Annotated in this window: 29 protein-coding genes and 1 tRNA gene; all 30 read right to left on the reverse strand. The window is 31.2% G+C overall.

The window, feature by feature from the left end:
• Nucleotides 1-1,363 (reverse strand): hypothetical protein (locus tag RSD37_RS12420; RefSeq protein WP_346947062.1); only part of this gene is annotated, 1,363 nt, incomplete at its 3' end.
• Entirely contained in the window at nucleotides 1,342-1,959 is a 618-nt protein-coding gene (locus RSD37_RS12425; RefSeq protein ID WP_346947063.1) for a hypothetical protein, read from the reverse strand. The genes RSD37_RS12425 and RSD37_RS12420, both read right to left, overlap by 22 nt.
• A gap of 11 nt (nucleotides 1,960-1,970) precedes the next feature.
• A complete protein-coding gene (locus tag RSD37_RS12430; RefSeq protein WP_346947064.1) occupies nucleotides 1,971-2,819 on the reverse strand; it encodes a phage tail family protein in 849 nt (282 codons plus the stop codon).
• Complete coding sequence (locus tag RSD37_RS12435) at nucleotides 2,809-4,950, reverse strand: tape measure protein (RefSeq protein WP_346947065.1); 2,142 nt, start codon at nucleotides 4,948-4,950, stop codon at nucleotides 2,809-2,811. The genes RSD37_RS12430 and RSD37_RS12435 overlap by 11 nt, the downstream gene beginning before the upstream one ends.
• Before the next feature lie 53 nt (nucleotides 4,951-5,003).
• On the reverse strand, nucleotides 5,004-5,153 hold the full coding sequence (locus tag RSD37_RS12440) for a Com family DNA-binding transcriptional regulator (protein ID WP_346947066.1): 150 nt from the start codon (nucleotides 5,151-5,153) through the stop codon (nucleotides 5,004-5,006).
• A gap of 52 nt (nucleotides 5,154-5,205) precedes the next feature.
• Nucleotides 5,206-5,706, reverse strand: coding sequence for a hypothetical protein (locus RSD37_RS12445; RefSeq protein ID WP_346947067.1), 501 nt, complete (start codon nucleotides 5,704-5,706; stop codon nucleotides 5,206-5,208).
• 52 nt (nucleotides 5,707-5,758) lie between these two features.
• Nucleotides 5,759-6,361: a bacteriophage Gp15 family protein gene (locus tag RSD37_RS12450; protein WP_346947068.1), complete on the reverse strand. Its 603-nt coding sequence runs from the start codon at nucleotides 6,359-6,361 to the stop codon at nucleotides 5,759-5,761.
• On the reverse strand, nucleotides 6,361-6,705 hold the full coding sequence (locus tag RSD37_RS12455; RefSeq protein ID WP_346947069.1) for a DUF6673 family protein: 345 nt from the start codon (nucleotides 6,703-6,705) through the stop codon (nucleotides 6,361-6,363). Before RSD37_RS12455 ends, RSD37_RS12450 begins: the two co-directional genes overlap by 1 nt.
• A gap of 13 nt (nucleotides 6,706-6,718) precedes the next feature.
• A complete protein-coding gene (locus RSD37_RS12460) occupies nucleotides 6,719-7,198 on the reverse strand; it encodes a hypothetical protein (protein WP_346947070.1) in 480 nt (159 codons plus the stop codon).
• A gap of 11 nt (nucleotides 7,199-7,209) precedes the next feature.
• Entirely contained in the window at nucleotides 7,210-7,638 is a 429-nt protein-coding gene (locus RSD37_RS12465) for a chloramphenicol resistance protein (RefSeq protein ID WP_346947071.1), read from the reverse strand.
• Nucleotides 7,639-7,650: 12 nt separating this feature from the next.
• Nucleotides 7,651-7,800: a hypothetical protein gene (locus RSD37_RS12470; protein ID WP_346947072.1), complete on the reverse strand. Its 150-nt coding sequence runs from the start codon at nucleotides 7,798-7,800 to the stop codon at nucleotides 7,651-7,653.
• Nucleotides 7,797-8,156 (reverse strand): minor capsid protein, encoded by a 360-nt coding sequence (locus RSD37_RS12475; protein WP_346947073.1) that lies wholly within the window; start codon nucleotides 8,154-8,156, stop codon nucleotides 7,797-7,799. Before RSD37_RS12475 ends, RSD37_RS12470 begins: the two co-directional genes overlap by 4 nt.
• Before the next feature lies 1 nt (nucleotide 8,157).
• Nucleotides 8,158-8,571, reverse strand: a complete 414-nt coding sequence (locus RSD37_RS12480; RefSeq protein ID WP_346947074.1) for a DUF6751 family protein — start codon at nucleotides 8,569-8,571, stop codon at nucleotides 8,158-8,160.
• A gap of 2 nt (nucleotides 8,572-8,573) precedes the next feature.
• On the reverse strand, nucleotides 8,574-8,852 hold the full coding sequence (locus RSD37_RS12485; RefSeq protein WP_346947075.1) for a hypothetical protein: 279 nt from the start codon (nucleotides 8,850-8,852) through the stop codon (nucleotides 8,574-8,576).
• 12 nt (nucleotides 8,853-8,864) lie between these two features.
• On the reverse strand, nucleotides 8,865-9,110 hold the full coding sequence (locus RSD37_RS12490; protein WP_346947076.1) for a Rho termination factor N-terminal domain-containing protein: 246 nt from the start codon (nucleotides 9,108-9,110) through the stop codon (nucleotides 8,865-8,867).
• A 21-nt stretch (nucleotides 9,111-9,131) separates the two neighbouring features.
• Nucleotides 9,132-10,043, reverse strand: a complete 912-nt coding sequence (locus tag RSD37_RS12495; RefSeq protein WP_346947077.1) for a hypothetical protein — start codon at nucleotides 10,041-10,043, stop codon at nucleotides 9,132-9,134.
• A 30-nt stretch (nucleotides 10,044-10,073) separates the two neighbouring features.
• The gene (locus RSD37_RS12500; protein WP_346947078.1) at nucleotides 10,074-10,664 is read right to left on the reverse strand and encodes a DUF4355 domain-containing protein; all 591 of its coding nucleotides are present in this window, start codon (nucleotides 10,662-10,664) and stop codon (nucleotides 10,074-10,076) included.
• A 145-nt stretch (nucleotides 10,665-10,809) separates the two neighbouring features.
• Entirely contained in the window at nucleotides 10,810-11,037 is a 228-nt protein-coding gene (locus RSD37_RS12505; protein WP_346947079.1) for a hypothetical protein, read from the reverse strand.
• Nucleotides 11,038-11,042: 5 nt separating this feature from the next.
• On the reverse strand, nucleotides 11,043-11,312 hold the full coding sequence (locus tag RSD37_RS12510; protein ID WP_346947080.1) for a hypothetical protein: 270 nt from the start codon (nucleotides 11,310-11,312) through the stop codon (nucleotides 11,043-11,045).
• A gap of 67 nt (nucleotides 11,313-11,379) precedes the next feature.
• Nucleotides 11,380-12,102: a minor capsid protein gene (locus tag RSD37_RS12515; RefSeq protein ID WP_346947081.1), complete on the reverse strand. Its 723-nt coding sequence runs from the start codon at nucleotides 12,100-12,102 to the stop codon at nucleotides 11,380-11,382.
• Nucleotides 12,102-13,373, reverse strand: coding sequence for a phage portal protein (locus RSD37_RS12520; RefSeq protein ID WP_346947082.1), 1,272 nt, complete (start codon nucleotides 13,371-13,373; stop codon nucleotides 12,102-12,104). Before RSD37_RS12520 ends, RSD37_RS12515 begins: the two co-directional genes overlap by 1 nt.
• An 11-nt stretch (nucleotides 13,374-13,384) precedes the next feature.
• Nucleotides 13,385-14,647, reverse strand: coding sequence for a PBSX family phage terminase large subunit (locus RSD37_RS12525; protein WP_346947083.1), 1,263 nt, complete (start codon nucleotides 14,645-14,647; stop codon nucleotides 13,385-13,387).
• A gap of 73 nt (nucleotides 14,648-14,720) precedes the next feature.
• Entirely contained in the window at nucleotides 14,721-15,368 is a 648-nt protein-coding gene (locus RSD37_RS12530; RefSeq protein WP_346947084.1) for a recombinase family protein, read from the reverse strand.
• Between the two features lie 263 nt (nucleotides 15,369-15,631).
• On the reverse strand, nucleotides 15,632-16,033 hold the full coding sequence (locus tag RSD37_RS12535) for a terminase small subunit (protein ID WP_346947085.1): 402 nt from the start codon (nucleotides 16,031-16,033) through the stop codon (nucleotides 15,632-15,634).
• A 36-nt stretch (nucleotides 16,034-16,069) separates the two neighbouring features.
• Complete coding sequence (locus tag RSD37_RS12540; protein WP_346947086.1) at nucleotides 16,070-16,273, reverse strand: hypothetical protein; 204 nt, start codon at nucleotides 16,271-16,273, stop codon at nucleotides 16,070-16,072.
• A 137-nt stretch (nucleotides 16,274-16,410) separates the two neighbouring features.
• Nucleotides 16,411-16,508: transfer RNA gene (locus RSD37_RS12545), tRNA-Ser, on the reverse strand.
• A 122-nt stretch (nucleotides 16,509-16,630) separates the two neighbouring features.
• Nucleotides 16,631-17,353 carry a hypothetical protein gene (locus RSD37_RS12550; RefSeq protein WP_346947087.1) on the reverse strand — a complete coding sequence of 241 codons (723 nt, stop codon included), beginning with the start codon at nucleotides 17,351-17,353 and terminating at the stop codon, nucleotides 16,631-16,633.
• Between the two features lie 416 nt (nucleotides 17,354-17,769).
• Entirely contained in the window at nucleotides 17,770-18,177 is a 408-nt protein-coding gene (locus RSD37_RS12555; protein ID WP_346947088.1) for a hypothetical protein, read from the reverse strand.
• Between the two features lie 12 nt (nucleotides 18,178-18,189).
• Nucleotides 18,190-18,429 (reverse strand): hypothetical protein, encoded by a 240-nt coding sequence (locus tag RSD37_RS12560; RefSeq protein WP_346947089.1) that lies wholly within the window; start codon nucleotides 18,427-18,429, stop codon nucleotides 18,190-18,192.
• A gap of 3 nt (nucleotides 18,430-18,432) precedes the next feature.
• Nucleotides 18,433-18,573, reverse strand: a complete 141-nt coding sequence (locus RSD37_RS12565) for a hypothetical protein (protein WP_346947090.1) — start codon at nucleotides 18,571-18,573, stop codon at nucleotides 18,433-18,435.

The following is an 18,573-nucleotide window of genomic DNA, read 5'->3' on the forward strand; positions in this document are numbered from 1 at the left end:
TCCATACTCGACCATTAATTTGACCTAAAGGTCTAGCAGACGATGTTATTATTTGTGTTCCATCGTTACCTTTTACGCCTTGAATACCTTGTATTCCTTGTGCTCCAGTATCACCCTTGTCTCCTTTTATTCCTTGAATACCTTGAGGTCCTATTAAGTTTCTGTAAATATAACTACCTTCATCTTCTCTTTTTACTCCAAGACTTGTACCATTCCATAAATAATTAATACTGTATCCTTGGGGGCCTCTTTCACCTTCAGGACCATCTGCGCCTTGTACTCCTTCTTGAAGTGGTGTATCTGTCATTTGCTTTATTTTTTCGCCTACTAGAGGAATTGATACGCCAAAGGTTGGCTCAACTTTAAATCCATTTGACTCATATATTTCTTTAACTTCTGTAACTCTATTATTAATCTTAAAATTATATTTTTTACTTACTGTTGTAACTATGTCTCCTAAATCCCAATCTATTTTATAATCTTTTGTATTAACTTCACATTCAAAGCTTTGTATAGCTACATTTTCAGCTAATTTTAATTTACCTCTATCAGCAAGACTTACTCCTTCTGTAATATCTCTGGCATCAATAAAGGTTTCTCGCCTATCAAACCCAGTTAGTTCATTGCTAATAACCTCAATTTGTCTATTAGCTCCTTCACCTTGACCTGCAACATATCCAACATTCTTATATCCAATATAGGACTCAATATAATTTTGATTAATTATGTTATCATATGCAATTGAAAATATAGCTGGTGGATTAATTCTTTGATTATATGATAAATCTCTTCCTGACAAAACTTTGAATAATAACCTTTTGTTTTTATAATCCAGAAAAATAGCAAATCCTAAACCACTAGTTTTAGAAAGCTTAGTCAATTCATCTGATAAGGTTTTATATCTTGTTTGAAATTGAAGTATTTCACCCCTACCTTGTGATAGTTCAACTTGCAAATATGGAATTTTTCTTTTTACATCAATAGGATCTGCTGCATTTGATTTTACTAAAGCTATCATTATGTCCTCTACATTAGTATTAAACTCATGGTATGCATATCCAACTGGTGGAACTGTAATCCTTTGAGTAAACCAATATAATAATGAAAACCCTTTGACTGTAATATCTTCTTTGCTCTCTTGTTTAATTTCTATATGCTCTATAACACCGGTTCTATATCCATCTTTATTAAGCATTATGATATTACCTTTTTTTATTAAACTAATATCTACTTCAGACATATGAAATTCAAATTCACCATAATTTTCCCATTTTCGGATATAAAAAAGGGAAGTATAGCTATCTATCTCCCCTAAGAAATTTAAACTTTTATCAAATATTCTTATACTAACGTTTGTATCCATATTGAACCACTCACACTCCCCACAGGAGTTCCATTTTGAATATATATGTTCCTCCATCCTTTTGCTTGTTGTGAATTAAACCAATCATCAAATTGTTTTTGTAGGCCATTAACCATTTGATTGAACTCACTTAAATTCTTTGGTCTTATGGCTCCGCATAACTCTTGTCTAAATCTTTCATCCGTCACTATATAATCTCCACTCTTAGGAGTTAATACTTGTGCTAATGATAATTCATAAACTAAATTATCTCTTTGCAAATTCGGAGCGACTGGCTTGCTTCCTGCTATACCTTGCTTAAGTTCTGTAGATACCTTTCTATTACTCAAGTTAAGTCTTATTACAACTCTATCTAATCTATCATAGTTAGCATCTCTAGTTATATTAATAGATTTTATGCTGTCATTATATAAGTAAAATCCTTTTATAATAGAAAATCCTTTATCAACTGTAACTCCTGTAGAAGTTTTAGCTACTCCTAAAGTCATGAGATCATTTTCTACACTTACTCCACTTTCAAAACCATTATCAAAATAGCGGCTAAATTCTTCTTGTCCATATTCCTGGTCTCCATTAAAAAATCCACTATGCTCCAAGTTATCACCTCCTAAACGCCTAAATATCTGTTTCTATATCTAACCTCTACACTCTGGGGATCTAAGTCATTTTCAGTAGTATACTCAATCATATTATCACCTGTTTGCAGCTGAAAAAAAGTAGAATCTAAGTCTATATAGTTAAAAGCATTTGCCCTAACTCCATTACGCTCAATTTCTACCTTCTTATTTCCAAATTCAGTTGTAATGTATAAAGTATCATCAGCAGTTAAAGTTCTTTCAACTTTAATAAATTCTCCTGTAGTATTATTTTTTACACTTGGATTAACCGCTGGTCCCTTAAATATTATTTCTACAGGCGTCTCTACATGTCCACTATTATATATATTTTTCTTAGGCTCTCCTTTTTGCTTAAATCTAAAAGGTAATTTAAATTTAAATTTCCATCCACCTATCCATGTTGAAATTTGTTCCCCTAAAATAATATCCTTAAAATATGGGTCTGGACAAATTAAATCTACTTTAAAAGTTAAAGGTTCATATAGGTTTTCTCTTAAATCTTTAAACCCTTCTACTTCATATAATATATAGCGCTCTACGTCACAGTAATTAACAGTTAAAATTCCTTGTTGTTTAGGATTAAAAAATCTAATTAGACGTTGTCTTTCAATGCTTGCATTATCAATATTTCTATAATCCACTACAATAGATATATCCCTAGGCAATACTCTTTTTTTATTAGTATATCCACCATCATACTGCATGTATTGTTCTATATTTACTTCATAATCAGAGCTGTCTATCCCCTCAAGTTTCACTAATTTATAATCGCTATCTTTTTCTATATTTAAAACTTCATTATTACTTGCTAATTTTAAATTTAAAAATTTAGTATCCAAAACCTAAATCCCTCCCAACTTTTTTAAGTGCTCTAGCATTTTCGGATGGAGTTCTCTCCGGATTAACTATAGTAACATTTTGAGTTATACCATTATCATTATGATTGGTAATTACAGAAGGAGTATTAAATCCATTTCTAGCCACTACCCCAGCCGTGGTACTAGCTACGTTATAATCTACTGTAGCTTGCATTTTACCAACTATACTAGACAAATCTTTTTCCATAGATTTTTCTAGGCTTGGAGTTTCATCTTCAAATCCTACTCCAATACCTTGTACAAGATATTTACCTACTTCATCGCGCATAACCCTTGATGGTGAATTTATATCAAAGAAATTCTTAATACCCTGTACAATATTACCAGCAAATCCACCGATTAATCTCATAATCCAATCACCCATACTACTAATACCATTCCAAATTCCTTCAATTAAGTTTTTACCTATACTAACACCGCCACTAAATATATTTCCTATAGCATTTAATGCACCACTTGCAATCGAACTAGCTGAATTCCCAAGAAAACTAACCATTGAAGAAAAACCTTGTCCTATACTAGAAATCAAATTTTTACCCCAACTAAGTCCACCTTTAAATATACTTGTTATTACATTTCCTACCCACTCAGCTATTCCCGATGCAATATTACCTATATTACCCCTCATTGCAGAAATACCATCACCTAGCCATGTAATTAAATTCTTACCTAACTGACTCCAGTTGAATAATGTAATTGCATTTACTATAGCCATTATTATTTGTGGTATATTAGCAATTAAAGTTGGAATACTATCAATTAATCCTTTTATAAGCATTAATAATATATCTATACCAGCCTTCAGTATCGTGGGGAGATTAGAGTATATAGCCTCTGCAAAACTATTTATTATCCTTGGAATATTTTCTATAAGCGTAGGTAATGAGTCCATTAATCCCTGTACTAATGCTAATAATATTTGTATACCCACACCTATAATAGTACCTATATTAGCTATTATCATATCGCAAATACCAATAATAACATTTATCAATGTTGGTAACATGGTAGGTATAGACTCCGCTATTCCTCTTGCAAGTTCTATTATTAGTTGTATCCCCAATTGTAATATCTGCGGTAACAATGTTATAAATCCATTAACTAAGCTTGTTATAATGGCTATAGTAGCAATTACTATCTGTGGTAGATTACTTTGAATACCTGTTATAAAACTTTGTATCACTTGTACTGCTAAATTAATTATTTGTGGCAAATTACTTGCAGCACTTGTTATCATCTCTGCTACAATTTCTCCAACTGCTCCAACGAGTCCCGTAATACCCTTTTCCCTAAACTCTTTTGTTAGCGTTTCTATATATCCTAACGCAGTAGGTAATATATTATTTTTCAATGTATCAGACAGTGGCACAAAAACCTCACCAGCTAAAGCTTTAAAGTTATCTTTTAATGTAGAAAATAAACCTTTTGCAGTTTGACTTTGTTTTTCCATTGCTCCATCAAATTTACCACCAGCACTAGTTGCATCCGTCATTGCCTGTTCAACCATGTCAAAAGTTATTAATCCTTTTGACATTTCATCTTTTAATTCAGACATTGATTTACCAGTCTTTTCAGATATAACTTGTAATGGATTGAATCCAGCATTTATCATTTGTAATAAATCTTGCCCCATTAACTTACCTTGGGATTGAACTTGTCCGAATACTAGTGCTAAACCATTGAATTTCTCTTTATTGCCTAAAGATATATCCCCGAGCATTTTCAAAGTTGGTGTTATATCATCAACTTCAGTTCCAAATGCTTGTAAGGTAGTACTCGCTTTAGCTAAATCTCCAAGCTCAAAAGGTGTTTTTGCTGCAAATTGCTTTAAATCATCTAAGTGCTTAGTGGCTTTCTCTGCACTGCCTAGCATAGTTGTAAAACTAGACATATATTGTTCCATTTCGCTATTGTATTTAACACCTATAGCACCTAAGCCACCTAATGCTACACCAGTAGCAGCAATAAGTCCGGTAAATGCGGTTAATCCTGTTTTAGCAATGCCGCCTAATTTACCTCCTAAACCTTTTACCCCTTTTTCTACACCAGCACTATCTAACTTGGTATCAATTACTATACTTCCATCTGCCATTTTCTCACCTACCTTTTCTATAAAATAAAAAAGACAGGCACCGGCTCACTACTCTATGGTGTGGCTCTAGGCTCTGTTCTTTGCTTAATATCTAATTTAATTATTTTCTTGCATCTAGGACATTTTATTTCACCTTTAATATAATCCGCTCTTAAGAGCAACTGATTACACTTAGGACATCTTACTTCTTCAATATTAATCACCTCATTTTGGGTATTAAAAAAGCACCTACAAATTAAGTAAGTGCTTCATATATTATTCTATATTAAATTCTATATTATCTTCTATCATTTCTCCGGTAGAGTCATCCATAACTCTAAATATTCCCTTGAAATTTTTTACCTCTGTTAAATTCTTATCCATAACCGATAAATCACTTTCACTTTTCATTTTAGCAGTTATAGTTTCACCAAATAAAGCATCTGCCATAGTTCCATCATTGCTGCATTTATCAGCACCAACAAGAATATCCACATCTGTTTTATTTACAATTTCTAATGTTATATAAATACCACCAAAAGCACTTTTGCCCTTGCCTTTACAAGTAATAGTAATATTATCTGTATCAGCTAAAACTATATCACATTTATCATCTTTCTGCTCTTCTCTTATATCCTCTAGTTTCTTTTCCGCTTCCTTAGGATTTTCAGCATTAACAACGTCTTTTATAGTTGTATCTTTCTTTTCTTCTTTGCCACAAGCTACCAAGCTAAATGAAAATACTAAGCAAAGTAGAATACTAAATATTCTTTTCATAAATACCCCTCCAATTCATAACATATACAATATATCATATATAGGGTATAATTTACAATACTTTGCTTAAATCCCCACCATTTAGTAATATTTCTTCTATCTCGCTAAGTTTTTCCTTTTCATCTTTACTTATACTAGAAGGGATTTTATAAAGTTCTTTCATGTTTTTATAATAAACCTTCTGTTCTTTATCCTTAATCTTACCTAAATCCATAGCACGATAACCCATAATTTTAACTATCTCATTATCCTCTTTGAGAGCCTTAAACATAGCTTTAAATTTCCACCAATGCAAGTACTCTACATCTTGCAAATCGACTCCGTACTGGTCTAGAAATGCACTGTAAATATAATCATCATCATATTCAAAAGAATATATCTGTGTAGCACTCTTGCCTGTTCCTTTACTTTTAGTTTTGATTTCATCTTTCCCACATCTATAGAACCACAGTATGCCCTCTATAGCCTCATTTAAGTCTTTAGGCAGTTTAGGATAATATAGTTCTAAGGCTTGTATAAGCTTATCCTCTTCGCTTATAGAGTTATCTTGCATCAAAAGTTCAAATAAAATAGAGGTACGAAAATCTGAGTTAATCTCATAATCTTCACCCTCTATGTTTACTGTAGTTGGCATTAAGTCTATTAAGATATTCATTACTTTTTATTTCTGCGATTAGCGCGATTAGGAGAATATTTACTTGCCATTCTCTCGACTTCAGCATTTTTAGCACTCACATGTGTAACCAACTCTTCAAAAGCTTTTAGACAACTCATAAGATTAACTCTATCACCGAATACTTTCTTGTCTGTACCCTCACCAAACAATGTATTAAATACATCAAAAATAGCGTTACATTGAGTTTTTATCATTTCTGATACTTTCATACCCTCTGTAGTTTTAGCCACTCCCTCAACATGTTCTAGTGCTTTTTCCCACTTTTCAGCTACATCCAAATCTAGTATATCTATATCTTCTAATTCCACATTGTTAATTTTCATCTAATAATTCCTCCTATACTGTTTTAGCGGTAAAGCCTTCGGTAAATGTTTTTGTAGCAGTGTCAAAAGTACCTTCAACTGGGTCGGAAATACCTAGGAAACTTCCGCTTATTCCTAATTCTCCATCATTGTCCTCAAATGAATCTACCGCTATAGCTACCATGAATTTTCTTGCCCTAAATCCAGCAGTAGTTGCAGCTTTATCGAGATCTACAATTATATATTCTGTTTCTGTGTCTGCACCAGTTTTCTGCATTTCTCCAATTGATCTTATATGTTCAATAGCTTTTTCACTTGCTATCTGGTCGGCATTGAAGCTAGTTGACCATTCATAACCTGTAATAGATTGACTAGCACTAGATTGATTTATATATCTTTTAGATGTAGTCTGTGCTGATGGTGACTCATTAAGTTCCGTAAATCCTGTGCCTAATAACTCAAACTCTGTTACTTTTAAATAGTTAGCTTGTATTTTTCTTTTACGTACGCTCATTTATATCACTCCTATTTCTTTTTTAAATATTTTAATCTAAGCTGAATTTGAAATTGAGCCGTTGATTCTGTAACTCCAAAGGCATACCCAGTGCTAGTAACCTTAATTTCTAATGGTTCTAAACTTGTATCTAATGTAGGAAATATCTCATTATCGTTTTGAGTTTCAATCCACTCTGCAAATTTCTCATAGAATCCACTATTATCTATATTCTGTAATACATCAACTCCATAAGGTTCTCTACTTGTAAATATAAAAGCATATTGCCTTATACTATCTCCGTTAACATATTTCTTTAGAATAGGTTCTATTGGAATTTCTTCTATAGAATAGGTATCTGGAGAAGGTTCAAGATAATTTACATTAACCCTTATAGCATTGTTGAAGGTGTCTAAGTAAGGACATTGTCTTATATAATCTCGCAAACTATTTATTATCATTTCATCACCAACTTATTTTCGATATGTTTTATATTTTCCCATGCTAGGAGATTCAACTAAATTTAATCTCCATGATATTTTATATATCAAATTTTTTATTACAGAACCTGATATACCAGGAGATTTATATCTATAAAAATGTATAAATCTATCTATAATCATTTACTCTTACCCCCTACAAATTCAGCTATTGTTTTTACTATCCCATCACCTTTATCTATCCACATTCTTTTATCCCACATCTTACCTCTTAAGCCACCTTGGTTCTCACCTTGTTTCCCCATACCCTTATTAGTGTAATATTGTCTTGCTGCATAAGGAGCATTGTATATTACTTTATCTGCTTGTAATTCAATCATCATATCTTTAAGCCTACCATGTAAATATGGTGTATAGTTATTCATGGCTTTAGCACATTCCTTAGTAAATTTAACCTGTGCTCCTCCATCTTTGTTTAGGTATCTTTTAAGGAGTATCTTCTGAGTATTATTCATTTCAACTTTTATATTGGTAGCCATATTATACCCCCTCAACTTCCATATGGGTTGGTAGGGTATCATTCACTGACTTAATGTCTATTACATTATCAAAGATGTTCTCTAAATCCGATAGCCTATAGGGAGATATTCCTACCACCTCAAAATCAACTTCACCTTTTACAATTTTATCTCCTGGAGAAAAAGTAAAATAATTGGGTCTTTCTAACGGCTGCAATTTAGCAAATTTCTTTGGAGATATATAATTATCTAGCTTATCCACGAAAATAAGAACACTATCAGCTAATAGCAAACCTTTATCACTTACAGTTCCATTTCTTTTACCTTGCCAATTCACACCTTTAATAACACTCCTTTGATATTTATCAATATCTAGTCCAATATCATAGTATCTGTTGTAAATTGTTATATCTGTGTTTTTAAATAACACTCCCATAATTAATACATCCTTATAAACGGTGTAGGTAGAAATGCTTTTACATCTGCGGTTATGGTCCATGCTTCAACATTAGTTTCAAAGCTCATAGATTGATTACCCTCAGACACTGATTTTACTCCAACCTTCTTATATGTTTCTATTTCTTTAGAATTATTTATCAATTTCATTAAAGCTAGACTATAGTTATATTTAATTTCATCATTAGTAAAATCCTTATTCAAATATTTTCTAATAACTTGTATAGCCATTAGTTCATATTCTTTATCTGTATATGTCACATTAGATCACCTCTATTTTTCAAGATTTTCCTTCACAAATGCAATTAAATCTTCTTTTGCAAGATTGCTATAGCCTTCTAGCTCATTTTCTTTACATAGCTTTTTAAGTTTCTCTGTAGTCATATTTTCAAATTCTTTAATATTTTCCTCAACATTTTCCTCGTCCTTTAAAACAGAAAAACCTAAGGAGATAAGCTTATTGGCTTTCTCCTTAGAATCAACTATTTTATGGACGTTAAATCTTTGTAACTCTATCATTTAACGTCACCTCTTCCTGTTCTATACTTGAGCTTGTTTTACACAAACATGACATGCTGCAAGCTTGTTATCTAATATCCAAACATCATGATATTTTCTATATGCTATTTTCCATGCATCAGCATCTTGGTTAATAGCTGGATTAATAATCTTTGGTGCTTCTTGCTTACTGATTGCAATTGGTGCAGTTCTCGGAGTAATTATCCAGTTTACATCTTTAGCAGCTCCCGCGGCAACAAATCCACCAACTTCTTGTCCAACTGTAGAACCATCATTGAAAACATAAGCAGTCTTCATTCTAGCACTTGGTACTGGTAATAGAGGAACTCCATCAATTGAACTTACCTCTGTTTGAATATCTCCCGAAGTAAAGTTTACTTTTTCAAGTCTAGTTCCTTGTTCTAACAAACCTAAAACTACTCTTGAAATACTAACTACTAATTCAGTATCACCAATAGCATCTTTTACAGCATCAATTTGACTCTTAAGAGTTTTTAGTATGGTATCAGCAGTTGGATTATATCCGTAAGTAACTTTTCCAGCAGTTATAAATTGAGTAGCCAATGATGAATATCTATAAGCATCTATCTCAGGTATAACTTTTGTTCTTTGGAACTCACTCATTACCATAGATGCACTTGCTACGAAATTAGTTTCATCAACGTCCATTGCATCTAATAAGAAACTTCTTGATCTATCTTGAGTTAAAGTCTTAGTTTCATATTCAAATGTGATAGCACCGCCTTTGTATCCGCAAGCTCTATCATAGTCACCTAATCCATCGGTTGATAACTTAGGAACTTTTACAGTGTTACCTCCATTATAAATTACTTGTCCTGCATTTGTTTCCATCCATCCCGATGTAGCAGCAGCCACCATTTGTTTATCTAAAGCCTTTTGAAATATTTGAGCATAACTAATTGTATTTGACATAACTTTTATTCCTCCTTAAAATTTTAAAAATTAAAGACCAAAAGCTTTCATTACATCTACCTCAGCCTGTTTAGCTTTATCGGCTTCACTACCTGGAGGTGTGTATTGACCATCTTTAAGTCTATTTTCGACTTCCTTTTGAATGTAATTTTTATTCGCTTCAACATATAATTGAAGATTTGCCTTTGTAACATCCGCATCCTTATTGATTAACAAATCAATAATTCTAGGATCTACATTTTGTTCTCTCATTTCGTCTTTTAATCTAGACTTTTGTTCACTAAGTTGCCTTTGAATTTTTTCTTCTTCAAATTGTTTTGTTAGCTCCTCAATTTTTAATTGTTCTGGAGTTAAACTGGGATTCTTTTTTATCAATTCAGCATCTATTAGTTTTTGTAAATTGTTTGTTTTCCAAGTATCTAACGCAGTGTTAAAATGGGTATCTTTTACAGAATCAACAAAAGACTTAAATTCTGGTTCGGTTAATTTTCCTTTAAATGCATCTAAAGTTAAGCCACTAGTTACAAGTGACTTTGCAAAATCACTTTGGGATAAGACTTCATCTATTGAACCCTCATCTTCGATACTTTCTATTAATTTTAATAAATCTTTCTTTAACATGTATAATCCTCCTATCCCTTAAACCTCGCAAGAGCCTTAAGACACAAATTTTAGTTTTAAATAGTGTATTTACCCCTTGCACGTAAAACACCCACAAGACGTTAGTTTAGGCTCATTTCGGAGCATAATAAAAAGCCTTAGTTTCCTAAGACTTAATTACTTCTTCTACAATAAAATCATCAATTGCCTCGACCGGAGTTTCTCCAAGCTCTAATGAATATACATATGTTTTTGATACTTCTAATTTTAATGAACCATTTTCATTTTCTGTGTATGGACACAAGAAAGCAAATTTTTCTGTTTTTTCATAACACACCAACTCTTCTCCCGAATCATTAATATATGCTTCTTTAAAATCTAATTGTAACTCCATTATCTCTACCTCCTAATACTTTTGAAATTATATTTATTTGCTATAGTTAATTTTCTATTTACTGCATCTAGTTTCTTTTTCAATAGTTTATGTTCTTTCATATGTTCTTTACGTAATGTAATGTCTTTTTCTAGTATCTCATTAGCTTTCCTTTGCTCTTTATTTATTTCACTATAGGTTTTAATAACTTCCTTATTACTTTTAATCTTTTTAATTTCAACTGCAATGTACGTTATCCCTATTATTGTCAAAACTAAATTAATAAAAATACCCATAATTTATTATCACTCCTTAATTTTAGGCACAATAAAAGCACCTACTATTTATTTAAGTAAGTGCTTATTAATCTTCTATAGTATAAAAACATCTGCATAAAGCATGTTGAGGTAATTCTATTTTTTTATCAAAATCAAATGGTTTTCCATCATGCGGCGAACATTTAGGACATGTTCCACTATCTAAAGTTGCATTGTACTTAACTTTTTTAACTCCTGTTTCTATGCAAAATCTATCAAACGCATTACTAGAACAACGACTTACTTCTGTTTCAGTTAATCTTTTAGCATTGTATGCACTAGAATTATATGTTTTCTCAATATCCTTCTTAATTTGATTAACATTTATCTTGCCATTAAGGAAATTCTCAACTTGCCTTTTAAGATGTTTTGCTACTTCTTCCTCATTCTCCCAAACTCTGCTGGAGAAATGTTTCCCTTTAAAATTATTTTGTACAATTTGCATAACATCTTTTAACTTTGCGTTATAAGAATAGAAATCAAAAGTCTTATTTACTGTACTAGTTAATATATCATTAATAACCCTTACTTGTATTGCCCCTTGTTCCTTTGCAGAGTTTAGAATTGTATTAGATAACCTATTATACTCTTTCTTTTTATCTTTGCTTGTAATGCTCATTAAACCCTCTGAAATTGTATAGGTTAGCATTATACTTGCTAGTTCTTGTAATAATTCATCACGATTTTTTTTCTGTTCCTTATAGACTCCCTTTATTTGTTTTTCAGCTTCATCATAAATACTTTCAACAAACTTTTCTTCTTCGGTCATTAGTCATCACCTAGCCTATTTAAATCTATTTCTGGCAAATCATCTTCTCTTTCCTTTTTAACTTTCTCAGCTTCATTCCTTGGATTTTCAACAAAGCTTAGTAATGATAATCCAGTTTCGGTTGATAATTTATCACCAAGTTGAGCAATAATTTGAGCAGCTGTAACATCATCTTGAGGAATATTAGGTGTGTATTTGATTTTAATATCTCTCCAATCATAATTAGAACCTTGTAATTTATTGACCCATGAAAAAAGAGCACTTAACCTCGTCTTTACACAATCAGTTAAAGCTCTTTGATTTAATTTGCATCTTTCTTCAAGTGATATAAGACGTGATCTCAATGCGACACCGCTTAAATTACTTTGCATTTGTTCATTGTGATTTATATGTTGAGATAATTGATACATCTTATCTTCTAATGTAGATAATGTATTTTGAATAAATGTATCATTTAAATTTTTAATTAACCACTCAAACTTTGCACCCGGAGTATCAGATTGAAGAATTCCCATCTTTTTCATTTCTTTAGCTTGCTCCACATCTAATTGAGCTCCAGTTAGTACTAAATAGGCATTTCTAAAGTCCGAAATTTCATTTGTTAGGTCGCTTAAATTAGTTTCATAAGCATCTTGAAGTCCCTTAATATCATTATAAAGAGTTTCATAAATACCTTCTTTGCCTAATTTGGCAATTCCAACTGGAACAAATCCAAATATGTTAGGAGTTGCATCTCTAGTTTCTGAATAATCTTCTCCAACAACTTCATAATGGTAAATCTTATCTTTAGTATATAGATCTAAATAGCATTTATCATTTAAGCCTTCTACCACATATTCTCTACCAAATCCTATAACTGAATTATTTTCTTTAATTAAAAATCCTTCTAACGGAGAGATTACTTTAGATTTAAATTCATTAGTCTCTATATAATATAATTCATAGGCGATATTAAATTTAAGCATAGTTTTCATTAATTCGATATCATGTTGATTAGATAAAGTTTGAAAATTCCAGTCTATAGTGTTAATTATATTCTCATTGCTCGATTTTGATATATAAGTTATATCATTACCAACACTATAGCTTGTTTCTTCTTTTATAAATTTCTTGAGAAAATTACAATTGACCTTAAGATTAGATCTCTCAGTAACCATCTTATAATCTAGCATTGCATCAGTTATACCATTGTAATAATCTTCCATCTTGCCATATATTAATTTGTTAGATAAAAATAAGCTGTAATATTTTTGAATCAGTTCTTTTTTCACATTCTCACCTCCTATAATCCTAATAATTTTCTATCAATAAGGGTTACCTTATTTGATATGGCTCCCACTTCTGTAGAAATGCCATATCTTAAACTATCTAGTCCATGGTTATATTTATCTATAGGTCTATTCAAGTACTCTCCTGTAGTCTTATCTTTCACCCAAGTATAGTTTTTTAACTCTTCCTGGAGATAAGTACATTTAGGATGTACAATTATTTCATATTGTTGCAGTAGATTAATTCCATTCAAAATAGAATCTCTGCCCTTTACTGCACCCTTAACTCTATCAAGTCCATTTCGCCTTAATTCTTCTATACTTTTAGGTTCAGCACTATCGCAAATAATAACTTCTTTACGAAATCCCATATCTATAATTTTAGTTGCAATTTCATCATTCAGTAGGCCCTTTTCTTGGAATTCATCAAAGCACCATATCCTTTTATTTATATTATCAAGAATTTCACACCCAAAAGCAGTAGGATCATTAGTAAAACCAAAGTCAAGATTGAAAATAGCTTTACTATCCTTAACCTCTTTTAATATCTGCCTATAATCAAATAAATCCACTCTCCAATTTGTATAAACTAACTTAGAAAGTGTCGCAAATTCGCCTAAGGCATAAATACTATAATAAGCTGGATTAGTTTTCTTCATTTCTAGCAAGTTGTCCACATATTCTTTAGGTAGAAATTTATTATTTAGGTAAGTAGTATGTAAAACTACTGTATTAATTTTATTATATCCATCCTTAAACCATCTTTTGTAAACCCAATTTTCTTTACTCACCGGGTTAAACATTACATGGACTTGGTTATAAGGATTTTTACTTCTAAGTCTTAAGCATAGTTGGTCAAACGTAAAATCATCTATTTCTGTACATTCTTCTACAATAATATCATCAATGTTCGCTATTGATTTAATTCTTTCACTATCATCAAGGCCTTTAAATATAAAATTACTACGATTAGGTAATTCTATAGTTAGATCTGTTTTATTTATCTTACATTGCTCATATAAATGCCAATCAGATAATATTGATTTAAACAAAGCAAATACTGAATCCTTTAATGTATTATTTACTTTTCTAGTAACTAAACATTTACGGTTAGGGTACTTAAGGTATTTAAAAATCATCTTCTGAATTACGAAGTGAGATTTACCCGAGCCGGCACCACCAAAAAATACATTGAATCTACTATTATAGTTTTCTAACTGAGGTAAATAAACATCATTAAAGCATTTTTTACTTATCTTAAATTGTGTATTACTCATTGGTTAACCCCCTTTACCATGATTAACCAAACTAAAAAGGAACTGCAATTAAGCAATTCCCTTTATTGATTGGTTATTCATTTGTTTCATATTCATTCCTATATCTATAATAAGCACTTTTATTAATACTTAATAATTCCATAACCTCAGTAGGCTTTAACTCACCATCTAATACCCTTTTATAGTATTTAGAAAATGTATCTAAATCTAATACTCTAGGTCTACCGTAATCAGTCCATTCTCCTCTAGTCTTTTTAGCTGCTATACCTTCACGCTGTCTCTTTGCCCTTTTCTCCATTTCAGCATGAGCGAATGAAGCATACATCTCGATAAGCATATTATTTATAGTTTCCATCATCATTTTAGCCATTGTATCACTCTGTGGAAGTTCTTGAAGAGTAGTAGGTATTTCAATCACCATTAGTCTTACACCACGGTCCTTAAGTTCTCTAATTTCCTTCAAGGTAAGTTCTTTATTCCTACCAAGCCTATCAAGTTCAGATACTATCAAAGTTACGCTATTACCATTCTGTATACTCTTAAGCATTTGTTTCTTCATCAGCAAGTATTGTGGTCTATCAAAGTTCTTGCCTGTCTGCTGGTCTGTGAATAAGTACTCTAAGTTTATATTTTTATCTTTAGTGAAGTCCTCTATAGCTTTTATACCTCTATCAAGATGTTGTTCTTTGGTTGAAGTCCTATGATATGCATAATACCTCATTGTTGTATCCCCTTATAATTATAGTAAAGTGGAATTTGACCTTTGTTTTGAAAAAATATTTATGTAAGGCACCACCCCATATTTAAGTTTAAATTTAGAATGGTACCCCTACCCTATATCCACTTCCTAATATTAATTATATCACTGTAGTTCTAAAATGTACACAAATACTTTAAGTACCTTTATACTTATTTCTAATAGCTTGCAATGGCTATTATAGGTGCTATCATTAAAGTTCTATTAAGTATACTTTTAAACACCTACTAATCCTCTAGTGTAACCTCAATGGTCTTATTCTCAACCACTTGCTCGGTCTTATCTACCCAGTTGTAGTTGTTCTTGAGAGTAAATATACCACCTACCGCACTGTTCTTATTGAATAAGGTTTGTTCATACCCAGCTTCAATCCTAGCCTTGGCTCTTTTTATCGTGTCAGCAAACATTACCTTCACATCATCATCAATAATATTCTTAAATAAATCACAATCAGCTTCACCATACTTTAACAGTGTTTGTCTATTAGTATCTAAATACCAAGCTAACCCACTAACAGTAGGTACTTCTTTATTATCTTTAGCATATATAAAGTACTCTTCTATTCTAGATTCTAACTCCTCTGGTGATTTAAACTTTAATGGTCTACCACCTTTATTCTTATTACTCATATATCTACACCTCCAATACTAATTAATTATATATACTTACCGTTGTCTTAATCTACCATGTACTCTCTTATGACTATCATGGTTCATACATTCTTCTATGTTACTATAAGGATCATATAACACATTAAGTCTTTCACATTCTCCCTTATAACCTTTATCACAACTTGGATTATTATAGTTACATATACAAGTTTTCTTAATATCTTTATTAGGACTTATTAGTAAATCTAACTTAATCACTATACTCACCTCACTTAGTATTTATATAATAAAATAAGCACCTAGCTATTAAACTAAATGCTTACTGAGTAGCCTTGCCCTGTCCCGTATCTACTCTTGCTGGAACACCCTATGACCAGCTCCACTAAAGGGGAAAATGGCGGAGATAATAGGACTTGAACCTACACACCAAGCTATTAACTTGACTACTAACAACTTAGCAAGTTGCTCCCTTACCACTTAGGGTTATATCTCCACGAAATAATAAAACCGCTAGTAATTTACTACTAACGGTCTATTGCTTAATAACATAATAACATGGATGAAATTGCATTACCACGAATTGAACACGCAACTTTAGACGCAAGTTTTAAATTATTATACTTTTCTTTTACCTATGTGGAATTCTAACATTATATTTGTTATAGTTTTGTTATTTATAATTGTGCTAAGTTCAATTTTGTACCCCATTTTAGCATTTATATTTTTAACAGCTTTTCTTAATTCTTTCATAAGTGTTTTATTTTCAAATGCTCTACAATTAAAATATCTTTTGCAACTATCTGTTGTGAATAGTCGCTTACCTGTTTGTATAAATTGCCACATAGCTAAATATAACCCTATTTCAAATTTGCCACTTAATTGTTTTATTTCGCCCAGATCTATAACTGTATAGCTGCTTTCTCTAAATAGTAAAACATATTCAAAATAATTTTCATCAAATAATATATGAAAATTATTTGTTTCATAATCAAAATCAATTTCATCTATAAGATTAATTATTCTTTCTCTACCTTCTTCTTTTATTGTAATAGGTAACATAATACTTCTTATCAATTCATTCCATTCTTGTCTAGTATAGTTTTTTCTCGCTCCATACTCTTTATAGAACCCTAAAGGTATGTCCACTTCTAAAGTGCAATAACTTTCCATGGTATCTATATCATCTTCGGAATCTGTATCTCTTTTGATTGCATAATGTTGTACTAATGCTTTATTTATAGTTGCTAAGAATATTCTTATTTGATTTTCTTTATATGTTGTAATTAATTCCATTAATATTTCATTCGCTAATTGAGTATTTCTACTTGAATCATCCACCCACTACCACTTCCTTAATATAATTATACATCTTCTGTTTTAACATGTGAATAACTCTGTATATAATTCACCTATAAATTTAAAAAGAAGTGAAAAATGAAGAGCTAGTTTCATACGCCCACGAATGAAACTTATTATATATATACTATTATTATATATATTTATTATAATAGTTATTTTAGGAAGCTGAAACCCCTTGATTTTACTAATGTACAAGCACTCAAAGGTGAACGATTGGGAGTAAAGGTGACAAATTGGGAGTCATGGGTGAAAGATTGGGAGAATGAAGGTGACAAATTGGGAGAGTAATCAAATGTCATACTACTAATATTCATTAGTAATGTGGTAACACTTTTTAGCAAACATTCTTCATGATGTCATACATAAAAAAAGACTAGGTTTCCCTAGTCTTAAAATTATTTATATTTGCTCTCTATATTTTGTACTGTTCTTTCACTTATTCCTATCAATTCCGCAGTTTTAACCTGTGTAAACCCTTTTACCACCCTTAGAAACTTAACCTTCTGAGCATTAGTAGTTAATAGGTTTAAGTACTCATTAGTATCAATTTTCCTCTTAAGACTTAGTAAAACTTCTTCTGTTAATCCTAAAAGTGTTTCCAACCTCTTCTTTTCATCATAATAACTTTCTATATAAAATTCCTTTTTACCACCATGGATCGTGTCATAATCATTATAGCTTGTACCACTACTATATTCCTTTGGAGCATAAGCTTTGATATATGTTTCTTCTAAATCCTTTAGTTGCTTTTTAATATCAATGATTTTATATTCAATGTCTTTGATTCTATCGAGCCTATTCATATAATCAACTCCTTAATGCATATGCCACTTTCTTGCTTTTTCCATGTCAATTTCCTCTGTTATTGCTGCTAAAGCTCTTTTTTCTTCTTCTAGTTCCTTGAGATACTCTTCATTTGTTAAATCCTCTGTATAGGAAACATAATTTGCATCTGAAACTCTGATATTTTCTTCTTTCATTTGTACTTTATCTCTTAAAGAATGTTTTAAAATACAACAATTTTTATAACTTAAATCCAATTGAAATTTACTCATTCCTTACCCCTCCAATTTATCAGCTATTCTTTTAAGTTGTTCTTCTATTCCTTTAACTTTACTCGGTAGTGTAAGCCATTCAATGATGCAATATATTATGAATATGATCAGAAGTATAAGTAATATCCCAGCTATATTTTCCAT

The sequence above is a fragment of the Clostridium sp. genome (assembly GCF_036646415.1).
GTDB lineage: Bacteria > Bacillota > Clostridia > Clostridiales > Clostridiaceae > Clostridium_J.